This is a genomic window from Streptomyces virginiae (genome assembly GCF_000720455.1).
Classification (GTDB): Bacteria; Actinomycetota; Actinomycetes; order Streptomycetales; family Streptomycetaceae; genus Streptomyces; species Streptomyces virginiae.
Genome location: NZ_JOAK01000008.1, coordinates 176,264 through 193,190 on the forward strand (window position 1 = coordinate 176,264; position 16,927 = coordinate 193,190).

The 16,927-nt window shown below is 74.8% G+C and carries 13 protein-coding genes and 1 pseudogene; 6 read left to right on the forward strand and 8 right to left on the reverse strand.

What is annotated here, in order from left to right; translation table 11 throughout:
- Window positions 1-14: 14 nt before the first annotated feature.
- Window positions 15-578 carry a DUF1707 and FHA domain-containing protein gene (locus IG86_RS0115715; protein WP_030824432.1) on the forward strand — a complete coding sequence of 188 codons (564 nt, stop codon included), beginning with the start codon at window positions 15-17 and terminating at the stop codon, window positions 576-578.
- Between the two features lie 87 nt (window positions 579-665).
- Entirely contained in the window at window positions 666-1,151 is a 486-nt protein-coding gene (locus IG86_RS0115720; RefSeq protein WP_030824434.1) for a GNAT family N-acetyltransferase, read from the forward strand.
- On the opposite strand, the gene IG86_RS0115725 is transcribed toward IG86_RS0115720, so the two are convergent.
- From IG86_RS0115725 to treY, 3 genes and pseudogenes are all read right to left on the reverse strand, one after another.
- On the reverse strand, window positions 1,106-2,476 hold the full coding sequence (locus tag IG86_RS0115725; protein WP_030824437.1) for a M14 family zinc carboxypeptidase: 1,371 nt from the start codon (window positions 2,474-2,476) through the stop codon (window positions 1,106-1,108). The genes IG86_RS0115720 and IG86_RS0115725 overlap by 46 nt on opposite strands.
- 108 nt (window positions 2,477-2,584) lie before the next feature.
- Window positions 2,585-2,943 (reverse strand): annotated as a pseudogene (locus IG86_RS0115730) (dihydrolipoyl dehydrogenase); the annotation flags it as partial.
- 63 nt (window positions 2,944-3,006) lie between these two features.
- Window positions 3,007-5,298, reverse strand: coding sequence for a malto-oligosyltrehalose synthase (treY, locus tag IG86_RS0115735; protein ID WP_051785201.1), 2,292 nt, complete (start codon window positions 5,296-5,298; stop codon window positions 3,007-3,009).
- 82 nt (window positions 5,299-5,380) lie between these two features.
- On the opposite strand from treY, the gene IG86_RS0115740 reads away from it, so the two are divergent.
- Window positions 5,381-6,649 (forward strand): MFS transporter, encoded by a 1,269-nt coding sequence (locus IG86_RS0115740; protein ID WP_051785202.1) that lies wholly within the window; start codon window positions 5,381-5,383, stop codon window positions 6,647-6,649.
- Here IG86_RS0115740 and glgX read toward each other — a convergent pair.
- Window positions 6,634-8,748, reverse strand: coding sequence for a glycogen debranching protein GlgX (gene glgX / locus IG86_RS0115745; RefSeq protein WP_030897318.1), 2,115 nt, complete (start codon window positions 8,746-8,748; stop codon window positions 6,634-6,636). The two genes, IG86_RS0115740 and glgX, sit on opposite strands and share 16 nt — an antisense overlap.
- A 286-nt stretch (window positions 8,749-9,034) precedes the next feature.
- On the opposite strand from glgX, the gene IG86_RS0115750 reads away from it, so the two are divergent.
- Both IG86_RS0115750 and IG86_RS0115755 read left to right on the forward strand, forming a co-directional pair.
- Window positions 9,035-10,312, forward strand: a complete 1,278-nt coding sequence (locus IG86_RS0115750) for an SAV2148 family HEPN domain-containing protein (RefSeq protein ID WP_030824456.1) — start codon at window positions 9,035-9,037, stop codon at window positions 10,310-10,312.
- Between the two features lie 100 nt (window positions 10,313-10,412).
- Window positions 10,413-11,150 (forward strand): 3'-5' exonuclease, encoded by a 738-nt coding sequence (locus IG86_RS0115755; protein WP_030897320.1) that lies wholly within the window; start codon window positions 10,413-10,415, stop codon window positions 11,148-11,150.
- A 69-nt stretch (window positions 11,151-11,219) separates the two neighbouring features.
- On the opposite strand, the gene IG86_RS0115760 is transcribed toward IG86_RS0115755, so the two are convergent.
- Genes IG86_RS0115760 through IG86_RS0115775 form a run of 4 tightly spaced genes read right to left on the reverse strand, consistent with a single transcriptional unit; the run spans window position 11,220 to window position 14,498 of the window.
- Window positions 11,220-12,005, reverse strand: coding sequence for an alpha/beta fold hydrolase (locus IG86_RS0115760; RefSeq protein ID WP_030897323.1), 786 nt, complete (start codon window positions 12,003-12,005; stop codon window positions 11,220-11,222).
- A 39-nt stretch (window positions 12,006-12,044) separates the two neighbouring features.
- On the reverse strand, window positions 12,045-12,908 hold the full coding sequence (locus tag IG86_RS0115765; RefSeq protein WP_030824465.1) for an aminoglycoside phosphotransferase family protein: 864 nt from the start codon (window positions 12,906-12,908) through the stop codon (window positions 12,045-12,047).
- A gap of 49 nt (window positions 12,909-12,957) precedes the next feature.
- On the reverse strand, window positions 12,958-13,884 hold the full coding sequence (locus tag IG86_RS0115770; protein ID WP_030897326.1) for an SDR family oxidoreductase: 927 nt from the start codon (window positions 13,882-13,884) through the stop codon (window positions 12,958-12,960).
- A complete protein-coding gene (locus IG86_RS0115775; RefSeq protein WP_234348960.1) occupies window positions 13,881-14,498 on the reverse strand; it encodes a TetR/AcrR family transcriptional regulator in 618 nt (205 codons plus the stop codon). The genes IG86_RS0115770 and IG86_RS0115775 overlap by 4 nt, the downstream gene beginning before the upstream one ends.
- 134 nt (window positions 14,499-14,632) lie before the next feature.
- Between IG86_RS0115775 and IG86_RS0115780 the strand changes: the two genes are divergently transcribed.
- Window positions 14,633-16,834, forward strand: coding sequence for an FUSC family protein (locus IG86_RS0115780; protein ID WP_244305876.1), 2,202 nt, complete (start codon window positions 14,633-14,635; stop codon window positions 16,832-16,834).
- Window positions 16,835-16,927: the final 93 nt, after the last annotated feature.

A 16,927-nucleotide genomic window follows, 5' to 3' on the forward strand; every position in this document is an offset into this window, starting at 1 on the left:
CCGACAATCACCCTGTGACGTCGAGTTTCGAACTTCCTGCCTTCCCCGCGCCGCGGCTGTCGGACGCCGAGCGAGACCGTGCGCTGGGCCAGCTCAGGGAGGGCGCGGCCCTCGGCAAGCTGTCCCACGACACCTTCCTGCGCCGCATGGAACTCGCCCTGGTGGCCCGCCGTTCCGAGGACCTCGCGGTCCTGACCGCCGACCTCCAGTCCAGGGAGGCCGCCGAAAGCCCGTGGACCCGTCGGCTGTTCGGCTGGGTCGGCCGGGCCTCGGCGGTGTCCGCCGGGGTCCGGCGCGCCTGGGCGGCCGAGCGGCTGCCCAAGCTGCTGCTGCCGCATCCGAGCGCGGCGGCCCTGCGGATCGGCCGCGACCCCGGCAACGGGCTGCGGCTCAGCCACGAGACCGTCTCCCGGATGCACGCGGAACTGAGCCTGCGCGACGGGGTGTGGGTGCTCAAGGACCTCGGCTCCACCAACGGGACCAGTGTCAACGGGCGCCGGGTGACGGGCTCCGCGGTCGTCCGCGACGGGGACCAGGTCAGCTTCGGGAACATGAGCTTCCGGCTCTCGGCGGGCTGAGCCCGGGGCCGGCGGCACGCCTCGCCGGCCCCCCGCCCCGCCCCCCTGCCGACCGGCCGCCGGGACCGGCCGCGCAGGATGGGGGTCATGGAACACACGCCCGTCATCCGCCGCGCCCGTGTCGGGGACCTGCCCCGGCTGGTCGAACTCATCCACGAGCACGTCGCGTACGAGAAGTCGGCCCCCCGCCCCGCGGACCTCGCGAGCCGGCTCGGCCCGCGGCTGTTCGCCGAGGACTCCCGGCTGTGGGTGCTGCTCGCCGAGACCTCCGACGGGGTCGTCGCCGGATACGCCGCCTGCTCGGCCGAGTTCGCGTTCTGGGACGCGCGGGACTATCTGCACATGGACTGCCTCTACCTGGCCGCGGCGGCCCGCGGCCAGGGTCTGGGCGCCGCCCTGATGGACGGCGTGACACAGCTGGCCCGCGAGCTGGGCCTGGAGCAGGTCCAGTGGCAGACCCCCGACTGGAACGAGGGGGCGATCCGTTTCTACGACCGCCTCGGCGCCGCCGCGCACCCCAAGTTCCGCTACGCCCTGCCCGTGGCGCGGTCGGCCGCCACGAGCTTCCCGTAGGCGGCCAGGACGGTCCGGGACTGGTGCTCCACCTGGGTGGCCACCGGGATCCAGCGGGCCCCGAACCGGGCCGCGAACTCCTCGCACCACCCGGTGACCAGCCGGTCCAGCCCGGGAGCCGCCGGATGCCCCTCGGCGCGCAGGACCCGCAGCAGCATCGCCGCCGCGCGCAGCGACAGCCGCCGCCCGAAGGCGTCGATGCTGGCGATGTACGCCGCCGTGGCCTCGGCGGGGGCGCCGGCACCGGTCCACTCGGCGGTGATCCGGGGGATCAGTGCGAGCGTCCAGTCCACCGCACGCAGCAGCGTGGCCGCCGCCGGGTCCTCGCAGCCGCCCGGGTGCGGCCCGTCCCGGTCCCGGCTCCGGCTCCGGTCCCGCTCCCGGCTGCGGGCCCGCTCCCGGGCCGCGCCGACGAGCGCTGCGTCCGCCGTGAGCCGCGCCGCCAGCATCCGCAGGGCGCCGCGCGGGTCGGGGTGCGGGGCGGGATCGTCCACCAGGTCGGAGGCCCACATGGGGACTTCGACGATCGCGGTGGTGCCGTCGTAGCGGTGGGCGTGGTACCAGGTGCTCAGCCGGGTGTCCTCGGGGTGGAACGCCCCGGCGGCCTCGCTCCCCGGCTGCGGGATCACGAAGATCCCGGGCCCGGGCGAGGGCCAGCCGGCGGCGTCCGAGGCCCCGTTCTCCACCGGGATGCGCAGTTCGGCGGCCGATTTGGCGAACGGCTCGGCGAGGCCGGGTATGTCCCTGGTGAGCTGAACCCAGGTGCCGCCGAGATCGGTGGCGTGCAGGGAGACCTGCAGGACGGGCCGCAACTCGTCGATGAGCGCGGTCAGTGCCAGGGTCTCCGGCGGCAGCCGGTCCGCGGGCAGTAAAGACGGCGCCCACTCGGGCTGTTCGGGGCCGGGCGGCCGGAAGAAGTGCCGGTGGTAGTCCAGGAGCGAGTACGGGCGGGGCGTGCGGTGCAGGTCCGCGCCGTCCGGGTCGGCGCAGAGCAGGAAGTGCCAGCCGCAGCCGGCCCGGGGCGCCGGGTCGCGCAGCAGCCGGTGGGCGAGCGAGAGCGCCGTGGCGCCGCCGACGGGCTCGTTGGCGTGCGCTCCGGCGACGACGAGGACGCTGCGGGCGTCCCCGTCCGCCGTACCGACCGGGCCGGCCGTCGCCGTGGCGGTCACCGTCGCGGCGACCGACAGCACCCAGATCGGCTGCCCGGCCCGCGAGGTGCCGGCCTGGCGGAGCCGGACCTCGCCCGGTCGTTCGTCCGCCAGCGCACGGGCGGCCAGCCCGAGTTCCTGCGGTGTGGGGTAGCACATGTCACGGAGGAGAGTCACATGGGATGCCATGCCCGCCGGGCCCGCCGCCTACTGCTGTAAGGGCCCCGCAGTTCCCCGGATCCGGGGGGAAACCCCTGGCCAAGGCTGCGCCGGCGCCTGCCGCTGGCGCTGGTGCAGGCCCCGGCCCGCCAGGCTCAGGAAGGCCTCGCCGACCGCCTCCGAGAGCGTCGGAGGGCGTGTAGGTGGCGGGCCACGTCGGAGGGCTCCGCGTCCCAGCCCACGATCAGCTGGCTCTCCGCGATCATCTCCGACACGTGCGGCCCCACCAGGTGCACCCCCAGCACCCGCCCGTCCCGCTCGGCGACCACCTTCACCGTGCCGCCCCGCCCGTGCACCATTCCCTTCGCCACCGCCGTCAGCGGCATCGTGTTCACCACCACGTCGTACGCCGCCTCGCGCGCCTGCGCCTCCGTCAGCCCGACGGCGGCGGTCTGCGGCGCCGAATACGTCACCCGCGGCACCGCCGCGGCCTTCGCGGAGCTCCTCGGAGCCTCGACCGCCACGGCACCGGGGCCGCCGGCGGGTCCTCAGCGGCGGAGCCAGACGCCCACCGGACGGTCGTCCAGCAGGGCTGTGACCTCGGCTGATCCGCTGTGCGCGGTGCGGGGTCCACGGTCGGCGTGCGGGGGGAGGACCGGCGTCCACGTGCCGGGCGGCAGGTCGACCCGGGTGTCGCGCCAGCCGCCCGACGCCGCCAGCCGGTGGGACAGCCGGGTGGCCGCCACCAGCAGGCCCGGCGCCCGGGTGAAGGCCACCAGGTGACCCGCCGCCGGGCCCCGGGCCGCGACGGGAGCGTAACCCCGGAAGAGTTCCGGCCGGTCCCGGCGCAGCCGCAGCAGCGCCGCCGTGAGGGCCAGCTTCTCCTCGGCCGGGTCCTGCGGGGCGGCCCCCGCGTCCAGCCGGGCCAGTGCCTCGCCCGGGAAGTGCGCCGGGCGCCGGTTGTCCGGGTCGACCAGCGCCCGGTACTCGGTCTCCGCACCCTGGTAGACCTCCGGGACCCCCGGCATCGCGAGGTGCAGCAGCGCCATGCCGAGCAGGTTCGCGCGGGCCGCCTGCGCCAGGTCCGCCGGGAGGTCGAGCGGGGCCGGGGCGTAGTCCGGCACGGCCGTCTCGTACTCCTCGTTCCGCTCGGTCCAGCTGGTGTGCAGGGCGGCCTCGCGGGCCCCCTTGAGCAGGGCGTCGGCCAGCCGCGGCAGCGCCTCGGGGGCCCGGCCGAGCCCGAACGCGGTCTGCCGGGCCACCCAGGCCAGGTGGGGGTCGCGGCCGGTCTTCCCGTCGGCCGGGCCGTCGGGGTCGGTCATCAGCTCCGGCGCCTGGGACAGCGCCGAGATCCGGGCCCTGACGTCCGCGCTGCGCTTGGTGTCGTGCGTGGACAGCACCGTGCCGGTCCGGGGCCAGTCCCGCGCCAGTGCGGCGCAGTACGCGTGGAACTCCTCGGGCGACACCGCCGGACGCCCGGGCTCCCCGCCCACCTCGGTGGCCGACAGCAGGGGCGCGTACCGGTAGAAGGCCCGGTCCTCCAGGGACTTGGCGCGCAGGGCCGCCGAGGTCTGGGCGAAGCGGGCGGCGAAGGCCGGGTCCCGCAGCAGCAGCTCCCGTACGCCCGCCACCGCGGCCGCACCGGCCAGCTCGCCCGCCCGCTCCAGCGCCTGCGGCGGCAGCTCCGGCTCGCCGGGATAGGGCCGGTAGACGGGAAAGGCGATCAGCAGTTCGCGTACGGCGGCGGCCAGTTCCTCGCCGGCCCGGCGCTCCAGCGCCCCCAGTTCGGCGGCCAGGTCGCCGGTCAGGACCTCCCGCGCACAGGCCCGGGCCGTCTCCGGCCACTGCGGCAGTCCGGTCGACTCCCCGTACCGGGCGGCCAGTTCGGCCGCGCCCGCCGGGTCGGTGAACACCCCGTCGACCCGGTGCAGGGCGTCGTACCCGGTGGTCCCCGCCACCGGCCACCCGGCCGGCAGCCGCTCGTGGCGGGCCAGGATCTTCTCCACCACCACCCAGCAGCCGTCGCCCGCCGCGGCCCGCAGCCGGCCCAGGTACTCCTCCGGGTCCGCCAGACCGTCCACGTGATCGATCCGCAGGCCCTGCGCGACACCGTCGCGGACCAGCTCCAGCACCTTCGCGTGGGTGGCCGTGAACACCTCCGGGTCCTCCACCCGGACCCCGATCAGTTCCGAAATGGTGAAGAAACGCCGGTAGTTGAGCGCCGTCCCGGTTTCGCGCCACCACGCGGGCCGGTACCACTGCGCGGCGAGCAGCTCCGGCAGCGGCAGGCCCGCGGTCCCCTCCCGCAGCGGGAACTCCTGCTCCCCGTGGCGCAGCACCCCGCCGTCGACCCGCAGGTCGCAGGAGTCCACCGGGCCGGGGAGCAGCGGGAGCGCCACCTGGCCGCCGCCCGCCTCCCAGTCGATGTCGAACCAGCGTGCGTACGGCGATCCGGGCCCGTCCCGCAGCACCTCCCACAGCGGCCGGTTCAGCCGCAGCGGCGTCGGTACCGCCATGTGGTTGGGCACGATGTCGAGCACCAGGCCGAGACCGTGCGCCCGGGCGGCCCCGGCCAGGGCCCGCAGGCCGGCCTCGCCGCCGAGCTCGGCCCGTACCCGGGAGTGGTCGGTGACGTCGTACCCGTGGGCCGATCCGGGCGCCGCCTCCAGGACGGGGGAGAGGTGCAGGTGCGACACGCCGAGCGAGGCGAGGTACGGCACGGCCGCCTCGGCCGCCGCGAAGGGGAATTCCGGGCGCAGTTGGAGGCGGTAGGTCGACGCCGGAGTGACAGGATTCGGAACATCAGATTCCGATGCGGGGGTCGGGCGCGGCTGGCTCATGAGAACGTACGTACCCAACCTGCCGGATTCCGTGCCATGACCCAATGCATCCGAGTGACTGCGCCGGGTTAGTGTCGATCAAGTGGTTGGAACCGTCGACACCTATCGAAGAGTCATCGCCCTGACCGGGCCCCTACTCCCGCTCGTCTCATTCCTCGCCCGACTGCCCGTCGCGATGTCCCAGTTCGGAAGCTTCCTGCTGGTCGCCCAGACCAGCGGCTCCCTGGCCACCGCCGGCATCGTCGGAGGGGCGCTCTCCATCGGCCAGGTCCTCTGCGGGCCCGTCCTCGGCTGGCTCGCCGACCGGCACGGCCAGCGGCCCGTCGTCCTGGCCGCCGCCGCGGTGAACGCCGTCGCCACCGCGGCTCTGGTCGCCGGTGCGCTCACCCACCTCGCGACGCTCCCGCTCGCCGCGGTCGGCGCCGTCACCGGCGCCTCCGTGCCGCTGATCGGGCCGCTCGCGCGGACCCGCTCCGTCGCCCTGGCCCACCGCGCCGGGGCCGACGAGGGCGTCGTGGGCGCCGTGCACGCCCTCGAAGGCACCCTGGACGAGGTCTCCTTCGTCTTCGGGCCCGCCCTGGTCGGGCTCGCCTCACTGCTCGCGCACCCGGCCTTCGCCCTGGCCGGCGCGGCCGGCCTCGTCGCCGTCTTCGGCAGCGCCTTCGCCCTGCATCCGACCGCCTCCGTCACCTCCGGGGCGCCGGCGCGTGAGCGGCGGGCGGGCAGCCGGGTCCGGACGCCCGCCGTGGTCCACGCCGTACGGGGCTCCCTCGCCCTCCAGGGCGTGATGTTCGGCGCCTGCCAGGCCGGCATCACCGCACTCACCATCCGCCTCGGCGTCCCGGACCAGGCCGCCGTCGTCTACTCCGCGATGGGCGTCGTCAGCGCCGCCGTCGGCCTCGCGCTCGGCGCGCTGCCCGCCCGCTTCGGTCTGCGGCTGCGCTGGCGGGTGGCGACCGGCGCCGCCCTCGTGCTCTCGGCTCCGCTGCTGGTCACCGACGGCCTGTGGCCGCTGTACGCGGTCGTCACCGTGCTCGGGGCCGCCTACGCACCCCACCTGATCACCGCGTTCGCGCTGACCGAGCGGGCCGTGGAACCGGTCCGGCTCGCCACCGCCATGGCCTTCGCCGCCAGCAGCCTGGTGGCCGGGCAGGCCGCCGCGCTCGTCGTCTCCGGGCGCCTCGCCGAGCGGTACGGCCCCGGCGGGGCCTTCGCCGTGGCCGTGGGGGCGGCCGCGCTCTGCCTGACCCTCGCCCTCGTCACCCGCGTGCCCGCCGCCCGTACGCCCGCGGCCCAGGGCGCCGAGCCGGCCCTGCCGCCGGTCCCGGACCCCGCCTACGCCGGCCGCTGAAGCACCACCAGGCACCGCCCCGTCAGCGCCACCCGGTCGCCGGCCGCGTACTGCGGCCCGGTGCCGGGTGGCAGTACGTCCGCCCGGGAGGTGTCCACCACCAGCCGCCACTGCATGCCGTGCCCCGGCGGAACGGTGAAGTCCTGCGGCTCGGCACCCGCGTTGAACATCAGCAGGAAGGAGTCGTCCGTGATCCGCTCCCCGCGGCTGCCCGGCTCGGAGATCGCCTCACCGTTGAGGAACACGGTCAGCGCCCGCGCGTGCTGCGCCTGCCAGTCGCGCGCCCGCATCTCCTCGCCGTGCGGGGTGAACCAGGCGATGTCGGAGAGCTCGTCGTGCGTGCCCTCCACCGGGCGCCCGTGGAAGAAGCGGCGGCGCCGGAACACCGGGTGGTCGCGGCGCAGCCACACCATCTGCCGCGTGAACTCCAGCAGCGACGGCGCCGGTTTGCCGGGCTCCGGCCAGCCCACCCACGACAGTTCGTTGTCCTGGCAGTAGGCGTTGTTGTTGCCGCCCTGGGTGCGGCCGAACTCGTCGCCGTGGCTGAGCATCGGCACGCCCTGGGACAGCAGGAGGGTGGCCGTGAAGTTGCGCATCTGCCGCTCGCGCAGCGCCAGGACCTCCGGGTCCTCGGTCGGTCCCTCCACCCCGCAGTTCCAGGACCGGTTGTGGCTCTCGCCGTCCCGGTTGCCCTCCCGGTTGGCCTCGTTGTGCTTCTCGTTGTACGAGACGAGGTCGTTCAGGGTGAAACCGTCGTGGCAGGTGGTGAAGTTGATGGAGGCCAGCGGGCGCCGGCCGTCGTCCTGGTAGAGGTCCGAGGAGCCGGTCAGCCGTCCCGCGAACTCCGCGAGCGTACGCGGCTGCCCGCGCCACAAGTCCCGTACGGTGTCGCGGTACTTGCCGTTCCACTCCGTCCACAGCGGCGGGAAGTTGCCCACCTGGTAGCCGCCCTCGCCCAGGTCCCACGGCTCCGCGATCAGCTTCACCTGGCTGACCACCGGGTCCTGCTGGACCAGGTCGAAGAACGACGACAGCCGGTCCACCTCGTGGAACTGCCGGGCCAGCGTCGCCGCGAGATCGAAGCGGAAGCCGTCCACGTGCATCTCGGTGACCCAGTAGCGCAGCGAGTCCATGATCAGCTGGAGCACGTGCGGGGAGCGCATCAGGAGGGAGTTCCCGGTGCCCGTGGTGTCCATGTAGTGCCGCGGATCGTCCGACAGCCGGTAGTACGAGGCGTTGTCCAGCCCCCGGAAGGACAGCGTCGGCCCCAGGTGGTTGCCTTCGGCGGTGTGGTTGTAGACGACGTCGAGGATCACCTCGATCCCCGCCTCGTGCAGGGCCCGCACGGCCGACTTGAACTCCAGCACCTGCTGGCCGCGGTCACCCGAGGCGTAGCCGTTGTGCGGGGCGAAGAAGCCGATCGTGTTGTAGCCCCAGTAGTTGCTCAGCCCGTCGTTGACCAGCCGGTGGTCGTTGACGAACTGGTGCACCGGCATCAGCTCCAGCGCCGTGACCCCGAGCTTGGCGAGGTGGCCGATGACCGCCGGGTGCGCGAGCGCCCCGTACGTCCCGCGCAGCTCCTCGGGGAGGTCCGGATGACGCATGGTCAGGCCCTTGACGTGGGCCTCGTACAGCACGGTGTGGTGGTACTCGTGGCGCGGCGGCCGGTCGTTGGCCCAGTCGAAGTACGGATTCACCACCACCGAGCTCATGGTGTGCGGGGCGGAGTCCAGGTCGTTGCGGGAGTCGGGGCGGCCGAAGTGGTAGCCGTACACCGCCTCGTTCCAGTTCACCCCGCCGCTGATGGCCCGCGCGTACGGGTCGAGCAGCAGCTTCGCCGCGTTGCAGCGGCGGCCGCGCTCCGGTTCGTAGGGGCCGTGCACGCGGAAGCCGTAGCGCTGCCCCGGCATGATCCCGGGCAGGTAGGCGTGGCGGACGAAGGCGTCCGTCTCCCGCAGTTCGACGGCGGTCTCGGACCCGTCGTCGTGGAGGAGGCACAGCTCGATGCGCCGGGCGGCCTCGGAATAGACGGCGAAGTTGGTCCCGGCGCCGTCGTACGTGGCGCCGAGGGGATACGCCTGTCCTGGCCAGACCTGCATAGACAACGACTCTTCCCTCGGTGTCGAAAGACGTCCCGGATGATCCGGCTTGGACCGCGTCACTGCCAGATCTTCCCCGAAAGAGGGGCCGCAAGCGCGGACTTGGGAGTGGTCCTACCGGGTGACCCGCAGACCTGACAGTCGGGTCAGCGGACTGTCCGCGCATCGGATAATGGGTCAATGGACGGTCCGTGTGAGGGCCATCGGGCTGCACCGGGCCGCGCGCGCGGGATACCCTTCCGTGATCACTGGAGACGGGCGTCCAGACGCAGAAGGCGGTGCACGGGTGAGCTCGGGAGGTCTGGAGCTGCCCCCTGGTGACAGCAGTCACGAGGGTGGCCCGGCGGACGCCCCAGGTGGTGTCCCCGGCGGGGCGCCGACGGGGATCCCGGCAGGGGCGGTCTCCCTGGCGGGCGGGCCGGCGGAGGCCGGGAGCGCGCGGGCCGGCGCCGAACTGGACTGGGGCGCGGAGGCCTGGAGCGAGGTCCGTACCCGGGCGCAGCGGGCGGGCCGGGCGTACATCTGGCTCAACCTGATCGAACAGCGGCTGCGGTCGGTGGTCGGCGCGGTGCTGCGGCCGATCTACGAACCGGTGCACGGCGGGGACGACTGGGTCGTCGCGGCCGCCGGTCCCGCCGGGCAGGAGTGGGTGCAGCGGGCCGTCGCCGTGCGCGAGGTGAGCCGGCGCAAGGGCTATCTCCTCGACTCCGCCGACGACAACGTACTGAGCTTCCTGACCCTGCCGCAGCTGCGGGAGCTGATGGTCCAGCACTGGCCCTGCTTCGAGCCGTACTTCGACGACCGGCGCGAGATCGAGCTGGCCCTGGACGAGCTGGAGGTCACCCGTAACGTCGTCTCCCGCAACCGGGCCCTGTCGCGGCCCGTGCTGGAACAGGCGGAGCGGGCCTCGGCGCGGCTGCTGGAGGTACTGGGCGGCGGCTCCGGCAGCCCCGCCGCGGACCGGCTGCCGATCGACGCCGTCGAGGACCTGGTGGGCGACCGGTACGCGGACGTCGTCTCGGTCCACCCGGACCGGGTGCGGCTCCAGCGCAACCTGCCGGCGGAGGACCTCTTCGGCGGTGCGCGACGGCTCGACGCCATCGGGATAGGGCTCAACCTGCTGGTGCAGAACTTCTCGGGGCGAAGACTCGTCCGGCTGACGGAGGCGGGCTGCCGGGTGCGGCTGCTGTTCCTGAACCCGGCGAGCAGCGCGGTCAAACGGCGCGAGCGGGAGCTGGGGCTGCGCAAGGGGGAGCTGAGCCGCTCGGTGGAGATGAACATCCTGCACGTGCGGCGGGTCCGGGCGGGGCTGCGGGACCCCTCGCGCTTCGAGATCCACGTCTTCGACGAGACGCCGCGCTTCACCGCCTATCTGGTCGAGGGGCAGTCCTCGGGGATCGCGGTGGTCCAGTCGTACCTGCGGCGGGCGCGGGGCATGGAATCGCCGGTGCTGGTACTGAGGGGCGGCGGCCGGGGGGTGCCCAAGGACGCGGACCACGGGCTGTTCGCGACGTACCGGGAGGAATTCGAGTCGATGTGGGAGGACTCCCGCCCGGTGTCGTGAGCGCCCGGACCGCCGCCGCAGGGGCCCGTCGTCGGGCTTGTCAGTGGCCCGTGGCAGGCTGAAACCCGTTGACCGAAGGTGTACGGGGGAGGGACACGGGGTGGAGGACCAGCGCGGTACGGGGGGCTGGCACGGCCGGGTGCTGATCGGGTTCGACCTGGAGACGACCGGCACGGAGCCGGGCGAGTCGAGGATCGTGACGGCGGCCGTGGTCGAGGTGCGCGGCGGCGCGGTGCACGAACGGCGCGGCTGGCTCGCGGATCCGGGGATACCGATCCCGGAGGGGGCCTCGGCCATCCACGGGATCAGCACCGAGCGGGCGGTCGCGGAGGGCCGCCCGGTGCGGGAGGTCGCCGACGAGGTCGCGGCGGCACTGGTCGCGCACTGGCGGACGGGAGCGGTGGTCGTCGCGTACAACGCGGCCTTCGACCTCACCCTGCTGAGCGCCGAGCTGGCCCGGCACGGGCTGCCCTCGCTGGCCGACCGGCTGGGCGGCGAGGAGACGGGCCCGGTGGTGGACCCGCTGACCATCGACCGGGCCGTGGACCGCTTCCGGCGCGGCAAGCGGACCCTGGAGGCGGTCTGCGGGGTGTACGGGGTCACCCTGGAGGAGGCGCACGACGCCGGCGCGGACGCGCTGGCCGCGGTCCACGTCGCTCGCGCGATAGCCGAACGGCACCCGCAGGTGGCCGAGCTGACCCCGGCCGACCTGCACGCCCGTCAGGGCACCTGGCACGCCCGCTGGGCCCGCGACTTCCAGTCCTACCTGCGCCGCCAGGGCACCCCGGACGCGGTGATCGACACGGCCTGGCCCCTGCGCACCCTGGTCCCGGCCTGACGGGCCCGCCCGAACGGCCGCGGGCGGACCCCCGGAGACGGGGCAGGGACCAGGCCATGCGGACACGACCTAGCGGTCGAGGAACGGGGCCAGTGCCGCGGTGAGTTCGGCGGGGGCGTCCAGCGCGATGAGGTGGGCGGCGGTCGGGAACTCGACCAGGGTGGCGCCGTGGATCTCGGCGGCGTAGCGCCGTGCGATGTCCTGGAAGTCGGCGACGTCGAGCGTGCCGATACCGACCAGGGTGGGGACCGAGATGCCGGACAGGTCGCCCCGCACGACTGCCTGGGAGTGCTCGCCGACGACGTCCTGGTTCACCAGCGACGTGCGGATCGGCTCGCGGAGCCGGTCTGCCAGGCCGGTGGGGACGTCGTCCCACGTGCGGGCCGGCCCGCGCACCCACATGTCCAGGTTCGTGGCGACGGCGGCGTCCAGATCGCCCGCGGCCAGGGCTGCGGTCTCCGCCTCGTCGTACGCGATCATCTCGGCGCCCCAGCCGTACCCCGGCCACGGCGCGGCCAGCAGCGCCAGGGAGTGCACCCGGTCCGGATGGGTGAGGGTGAAGTCCACGGCGACGCGGCCGCCCCAGGAAGCGCCGACGAGGCGGACGCGTTCGTGGCCGAGGTGGTCCAGGAGCCGGCGCAGGTCGTCGGTCTCGCTGAACGCACCGCTCGGCGGAGCGGACCGTCCGAAGCCGCGCAGGTCGTAGCGGATGACGGTGTGCCGCTCCGCGAGGGCGGGCACGACCGCGTCCCACATGTGGTGGTCGGCGATGCCGGCGTGCACGAGGACGACGGGCGGTCCGTCGCCGGTGACGACGTAGGAAAGGTGTCCGAGGTCGTCGGAGAGTGTGATCATCCGCAGATGTTCGCAGGTCGGCGACTCGCCCACCACCCCTTAGAAGGAGTGCCAGCGCGTGCGCGGGTCGCCGCTGCGCAGAGAGGCCACACGGCGGTGGAACTCGGTGCGGGCGGCGGCGTTGCCGGGTGCGTGCTGGGCGACCCAGGCACAGCTGGCCGTTTCGCGGGCGCCGCGCAGGACCGCGCAGCCCTCCCATTCTCGGACGTCCCAGCCGTACGCCGCCGCGAAGGCCTCGTACTCCCCGGGAGGCGTGCCGTACCGGTCGCGGGACAGGGCCATCACCACCAGGTCGTGTTCGCGCAGGTCGGCCGAGACGGTCTCCAGGTCGACCAGGACCGGGCCGTCCGGGCCCACGTGGACGTTGCGCGGCAGGGCGTCGCCGTGGACCGGGCCCGGCGGCAGGTGCGGGGTCAGGGCCGCCACCTCGTCCGCGTAGGCGTCCCGGCGGGAGCGCAGGTACGCCGCGTCGGCCGGGTCGACGGCGTCCCCCGCCAGTCGCAGCCAGCGTTCGACCCCGCCCAGCAGTTCCCGCGGCGGCAGGGCGAACGGCGGTTGCGGCAGGGCGTGGACGGCCCGCAGCAGCACCGCGAGGTCCTCGGGCCCGGCGGGCCGCACCGCCTCCGGGAGCCGGTGCCACAGGGTCAGCGGATGCCCGCCCACCAGCCGCGGCTCCGGCTCGGCCGCGCGGACCGCGGGGACGCCGGACGCGGCGAACCAGCCGGCCACCGCGAGTTCGCGTTCGGCCCGTTCCAGCAGCGCGGCCTCCCGGCCCACCTTGACCACGAGGTCGCCGACGGCGAACACGGCGTTCTCACCCAGCGCGAGCAGCGCGGGCCCCGCAGCCCCGGCCCCGGTCAGGCCCGCCGCCGTCAGTACGTCCCTCGCCCGCGCTTCGTCCATGCCGCTGTTCTACCACCGCCCGAACGGGCCGGCCGGGGGGAGAGTCCGGTCAGAGGGGGTCGCCGAGCGGGCCGTACCGCGCCTGAAGTTCCTTCGCCCAGTGGGCGGCGAAGTCGGGCCGGGTGCCGTCGGCGTCGGTGAACCCGTACTCCTGGTACAGGCCCCAAGTGGCCAGGGCCCGGCCGGTCCTGGACATGATCCGCGGGTCGGCGGCCAGTGCCGCGACCGCCCGGCCCAGGTACGCGGGGGATTCGGAGTGGGCGAAGTCCGGGTCCTGCGCCACGCCGTCGCGCCAGTTGCCCTCGGTGACGCCGAAGTGGTCGAGCATGGCCTCGGACCGCAGGAACCCGGGCGTGATCGCCACGGCGGCGACGCCGTGCGGCTGCAGCTCGGCGGCCTGAGCGAAGGCGAGGCGGATCACCGCCGACTTCGCCAGGTCGTAGAAGAACGAGCCGCGGTAGCGGGCGGTGTTGCCGTCGGTGACCTCGACCACCAGGCCGCTCCCGCGGGCGACCATCAGCGGCAGCGCGTACCGGCTCGTGATCACGTGGGTCTCCACGGCCTGCCGCAGCAGCCGCAGGCCGGTCTCCAAGTCCTGCTCCCACAAGGGGTGTTCCCAGTCGGTCAGCGGATCTGCGCCCCACACCGAGTTGACCAGGACGTCGAGCCGCCCGTCCTGTTCGGCGGCGATCCGCTCGACGAGGGCCCGGACCTCCTCGGGACGGCTGTGGTCGGTGCGGACGGGGACGCCCACGCCGCCCGCGGCCGTGATCCGCGCCGCCGTTTCCTCGATCGTCTCCGGGCGGTCCAGGTCCGAGCGGCCGGAGGCGCTGCTGCGTCCGGTGACGTACACCGTCGCGCCGGCGGAGCCGAGCTCGACCGCGATGCCCCGTCCGCCGCCGCGGGTGCCGCCGGCGACCAGGGCCACCTTTCCGGCCAGGGGCTGTCCGGCCGGCGGGCGTGTGTCGGTCGTCATGATTCCTCCGTTTCGCGGGGGTGGCGGCGGGGCGGGAGATGGGGGAGCAGTACGGCGTCGAGTTCCCGGCGCAGCCGCTGGGCGAGGCCGCCGCGGCGTTCGACGGCCCAGGACAGGCCCGCGCCGGCGGTGATCGCCTGCACGGTGCCGGCCAGCGCCGCGACATCGGTCCCGGCGCGGAGCTCGCCCGCGTCGGCGGCCTCCGCCAGCAGTGCCTCGATCGCCCGCCGCTGGGCCCGGTGTACGGCCAGGGCGCGTTCGTACAGCTGCGGATCGGTGAGGTCCGTACACAGGAAGGCCAGGTGGTGGGCGAAGCTCTCCGGCGTGTCCATGCCGGCCAGGTTCTGCGACGTCAGCGCCGCCAGGGCGTCGAGCGCGGTGGTCCCGGCGTCCCGCACCCGCCCGGCCGCCTCGCCCGCTTCCTTCGCGGACCGGTCGGCCAGCGCCAGCAGCAGACCGCGCTTGGAGCCGAAGCGCTGCACCAGGGTGCCGGGCACCAGGCCGACCTCGCGGGCCACGGCCGCCAGGGTGAGCCCCGTCGGCCCCACCCGGCCCATGACCCGGGCCGTGGCCTGCAGGATCACCGCGTCCTCGATGCCGCGCGGGCGTGCCACGACCGGCCACCTCCTCATTAATGAATGCCTGTTCATTCATTAAACCTTCCGGCCGGCCGGTGCGGCAAGCCCGGCCGCGGGTGGTGGCTTGCGGTGGCCGGCCCGATGCTGGAGTGGTGGGTGCCGAAAAAGACGTGAGCGCAGGCCGCGGCCCCAGCAGCGTGGCGCGACGCGCTATCCGCACCACCCTCTGCGCGTGCGGAGCGTTCTACGTGTGCCTGTACGGGCTGGACCAGCCCGTGGCGGCGACGTACGCGCTCTTCGCGGTGGTCTCGATGGCGGCCCTCTCCCGCATCCCCGGCACCGGCGACCAGCGGGCGGCCGTCCTGGCAAGGACCCTGCCGGTGGTGTGGCTGCTGCTCACCGCCGGCACCTTCCTCGCGGTACGGACCTGGACCGCCGTGGCCGGCATGCTGGTCATCGGCTTCGCCATCGCCTTCGTGGCCGCGGCCGGACCCCGGGCGGCGGGGGCCGCCCCCGGGCTGCAACTGCTCTACATCCTGCCGTGCTTCCCGCCCTACGCGCCCGACACCCTCGGCGCACGGCTGGGGGGCGCGACCTTCGGTCTGGTCCTGCTCGTCCTCGCCGAGAAGTTCGTCCTGCCCGAGCCGCGCGGCACCACCTACCGGGAGCTGGCCGCCGGGGCGGCCGCCACCGCCGCCCGCTTCGCCGCCGAGCTGGGCCGCGCCCCGTACACGTTGCCCGCGGCCGAGGTGGAGACCGCCCGGAAGGTCGGCGAGTCGCTGCGCCCCCTGCACGTGGAGGAGGCCGAACGCCCCGCCGGGCCCGGCCTGCGCGACCGCGCCCTCGCCCACACCGGCCTGGGAGCGCGCACGCTGCTCGGGCGGCTGGTGGTTCTGCCCCCGCCCCCCGCGGGGCAGCCGCCGGTGAAGACCGGACTGGAGCTGCTGGAGGCCGTCGGCCGGTCCGCCGCCGAGACCGGAGCCCTGCTGGCCGGGACGGGGCGCGCGACCGACGAGGCCGACGCCCTGCGGCGACTGCGGGAAGAGGTGAGGGAAGCGGCCGCGCGGGAGCCGCAGCCGGTGACCGAGGTGCGCGGCCGCCGCAGGGCGGCCCTGCTGGAGGTGGCGGACGCCGCCGTGGCCTTCGCGACCGCGGCCGAGCTGGCGGTCCGGGGCCGGCGCGCCCCGCTCCCGGCGGGGACCGACTCCGGCCGGTTCTGGTACGCGGGCCGGCGGGCGCCCCGCCTGTGGTGGCACCGGTTGGCGGCGCACGCCGGGCCCCGCTCCGTGCACTTCCAGAACGCCGTCCGGATCAGCCTCGCCCTCGCGGTCGTGCGCACGATCGCCGGCGTGGAGTCGCTGCCCCACGGCTTCTGGGCGATGCTGGCCGTCCTCAGCCTGACCCGGACCACGGTCTCCCAGACGAAGGCGACCGTCCGCCAGGCGCTCGCCGGAACCCTGCTCGGCGCGCTCCTGGCCGCCGGAGTCCTGGCCCTCGTCGGCGGCCACACCACCGTCTACGCCGTCATCCTGCCGCTGGTGATGCTCGTCGCCTTCACGGTGGGGCCGGTCCGGGGCGTGGGCTGGGCCCAGGGCATGTTCACCCTCGTCGTGTCCTTCGTCTTCGCGCAGCTGGCGCCCGTGACCTGGCGACTGGCCGGGGTCCGGCTCATGGACGTGATCATCGGCAGCACGATCGGGGTCGTGTTCGGGCTGCTCGCCTGGCCGCGGGGAGCGCAGTCCGAGCTGCACCGCGCGGTCGCGGTGCTGCTGGCGCGGGAGGCCGAGACGGTCGAGAGGACCACGGCCGCGGTGGTCGCCGGCAGGCGTGACACCGCCCCCGACGACCACGCGCTCCAGCTCGCGCTCTCGCTGGCGGAGAGTGCCTACGCGCAGCGCCAGAGCGAGCCGCGGGCGCCGGTGGCCGGTGCGCCCGACTGGCAGGCGGCCATGATCACGGGCCATCACGTGCTCTGGGGCTCCCGGAGGCTGCTCGCACGCGCCGGACCCGACCTCGGGCCGGGCAACGGGGAGCGGCTCAGCGGCCGGGCGGACGGTGTGGCCGCCGGGATGCGGGGTGCGGCGCAGTGGGCGGCCACGATCCCGTCGGCGGACGGGGCGCACGGCGACGGGCCCGCAACCGTCGGGGCGGCCGCCGATCCGACGGCCGGAGCGGCCGGCGTGGCGCAGGTGCCGGAGGTCGTCGCCCCGTCGGAGTTCTTCGCCGCCCAGACCTGGCTCGACTCGCTCACCCTCGACGTCGAGCGGGTGCTGGCGCCCTGCCGCGCCCCCGCCCCGGCCGACCCCGCCGGCGCGGCCCGGCCCCCGGACCCGCCCGCCTCCCCGGGCACCTCGGGTGGTCCGCCGTCCTAAAGGGTGTTGCAGAAGGCTCAGTCTTGGGCATTTTGCCTGTATGGGTGGGGTGTTGCGGGCTGAGCCGGTGTGGGTGGAGACGTTCACGGGCTT

Excerpts from the sequence above, each read along its gene's own strand:
- IG86_RS0115760 (WP_030897323.1), bottom strand. The coding sequence starts at position 12,005 with ATGATCACACTCTCCGACGACCTCGGACACCTTTCCTACGTCGTCACC.
- IG86_RS0115770 (WP_030897326.1), bottom strand. The coding sequence starts at position 13,884 with ATGACGACCGACACACGCCCGCCGGCCGGACAGCCCCTGGCCGGAAAG.
- IG86_RS0115720 (WP_030824434.1), top strand. The coding sequence starts at position 666 with ATGGAACACACGCCCGTCATCCGCCGCGCCCGTGTCGGGGACCTGCCC.
- glgX (WP_030897318.1), bottom strand. The coding sequence starts at position 8,748 with ATGCAGGTCTGGCCAGGACAGGCGTATCCCCTCGGCGCCACGTACGAC.
- IG86_RS0115765 (WP_030824465.1), bottom strand. The coding sequence starts at position 12,908 with ATGGACGAAGCGCGGGCGAGGGACGTACTGACGGCGGCGGGCCTGACC.
- treY (WP_051785201.1), bottom strand. The coding sequence starts at position 5,298 with ATGAGCCAGCCGCGCCCGACCCCCGCATCGGAATCTGATGTTCCGAAT.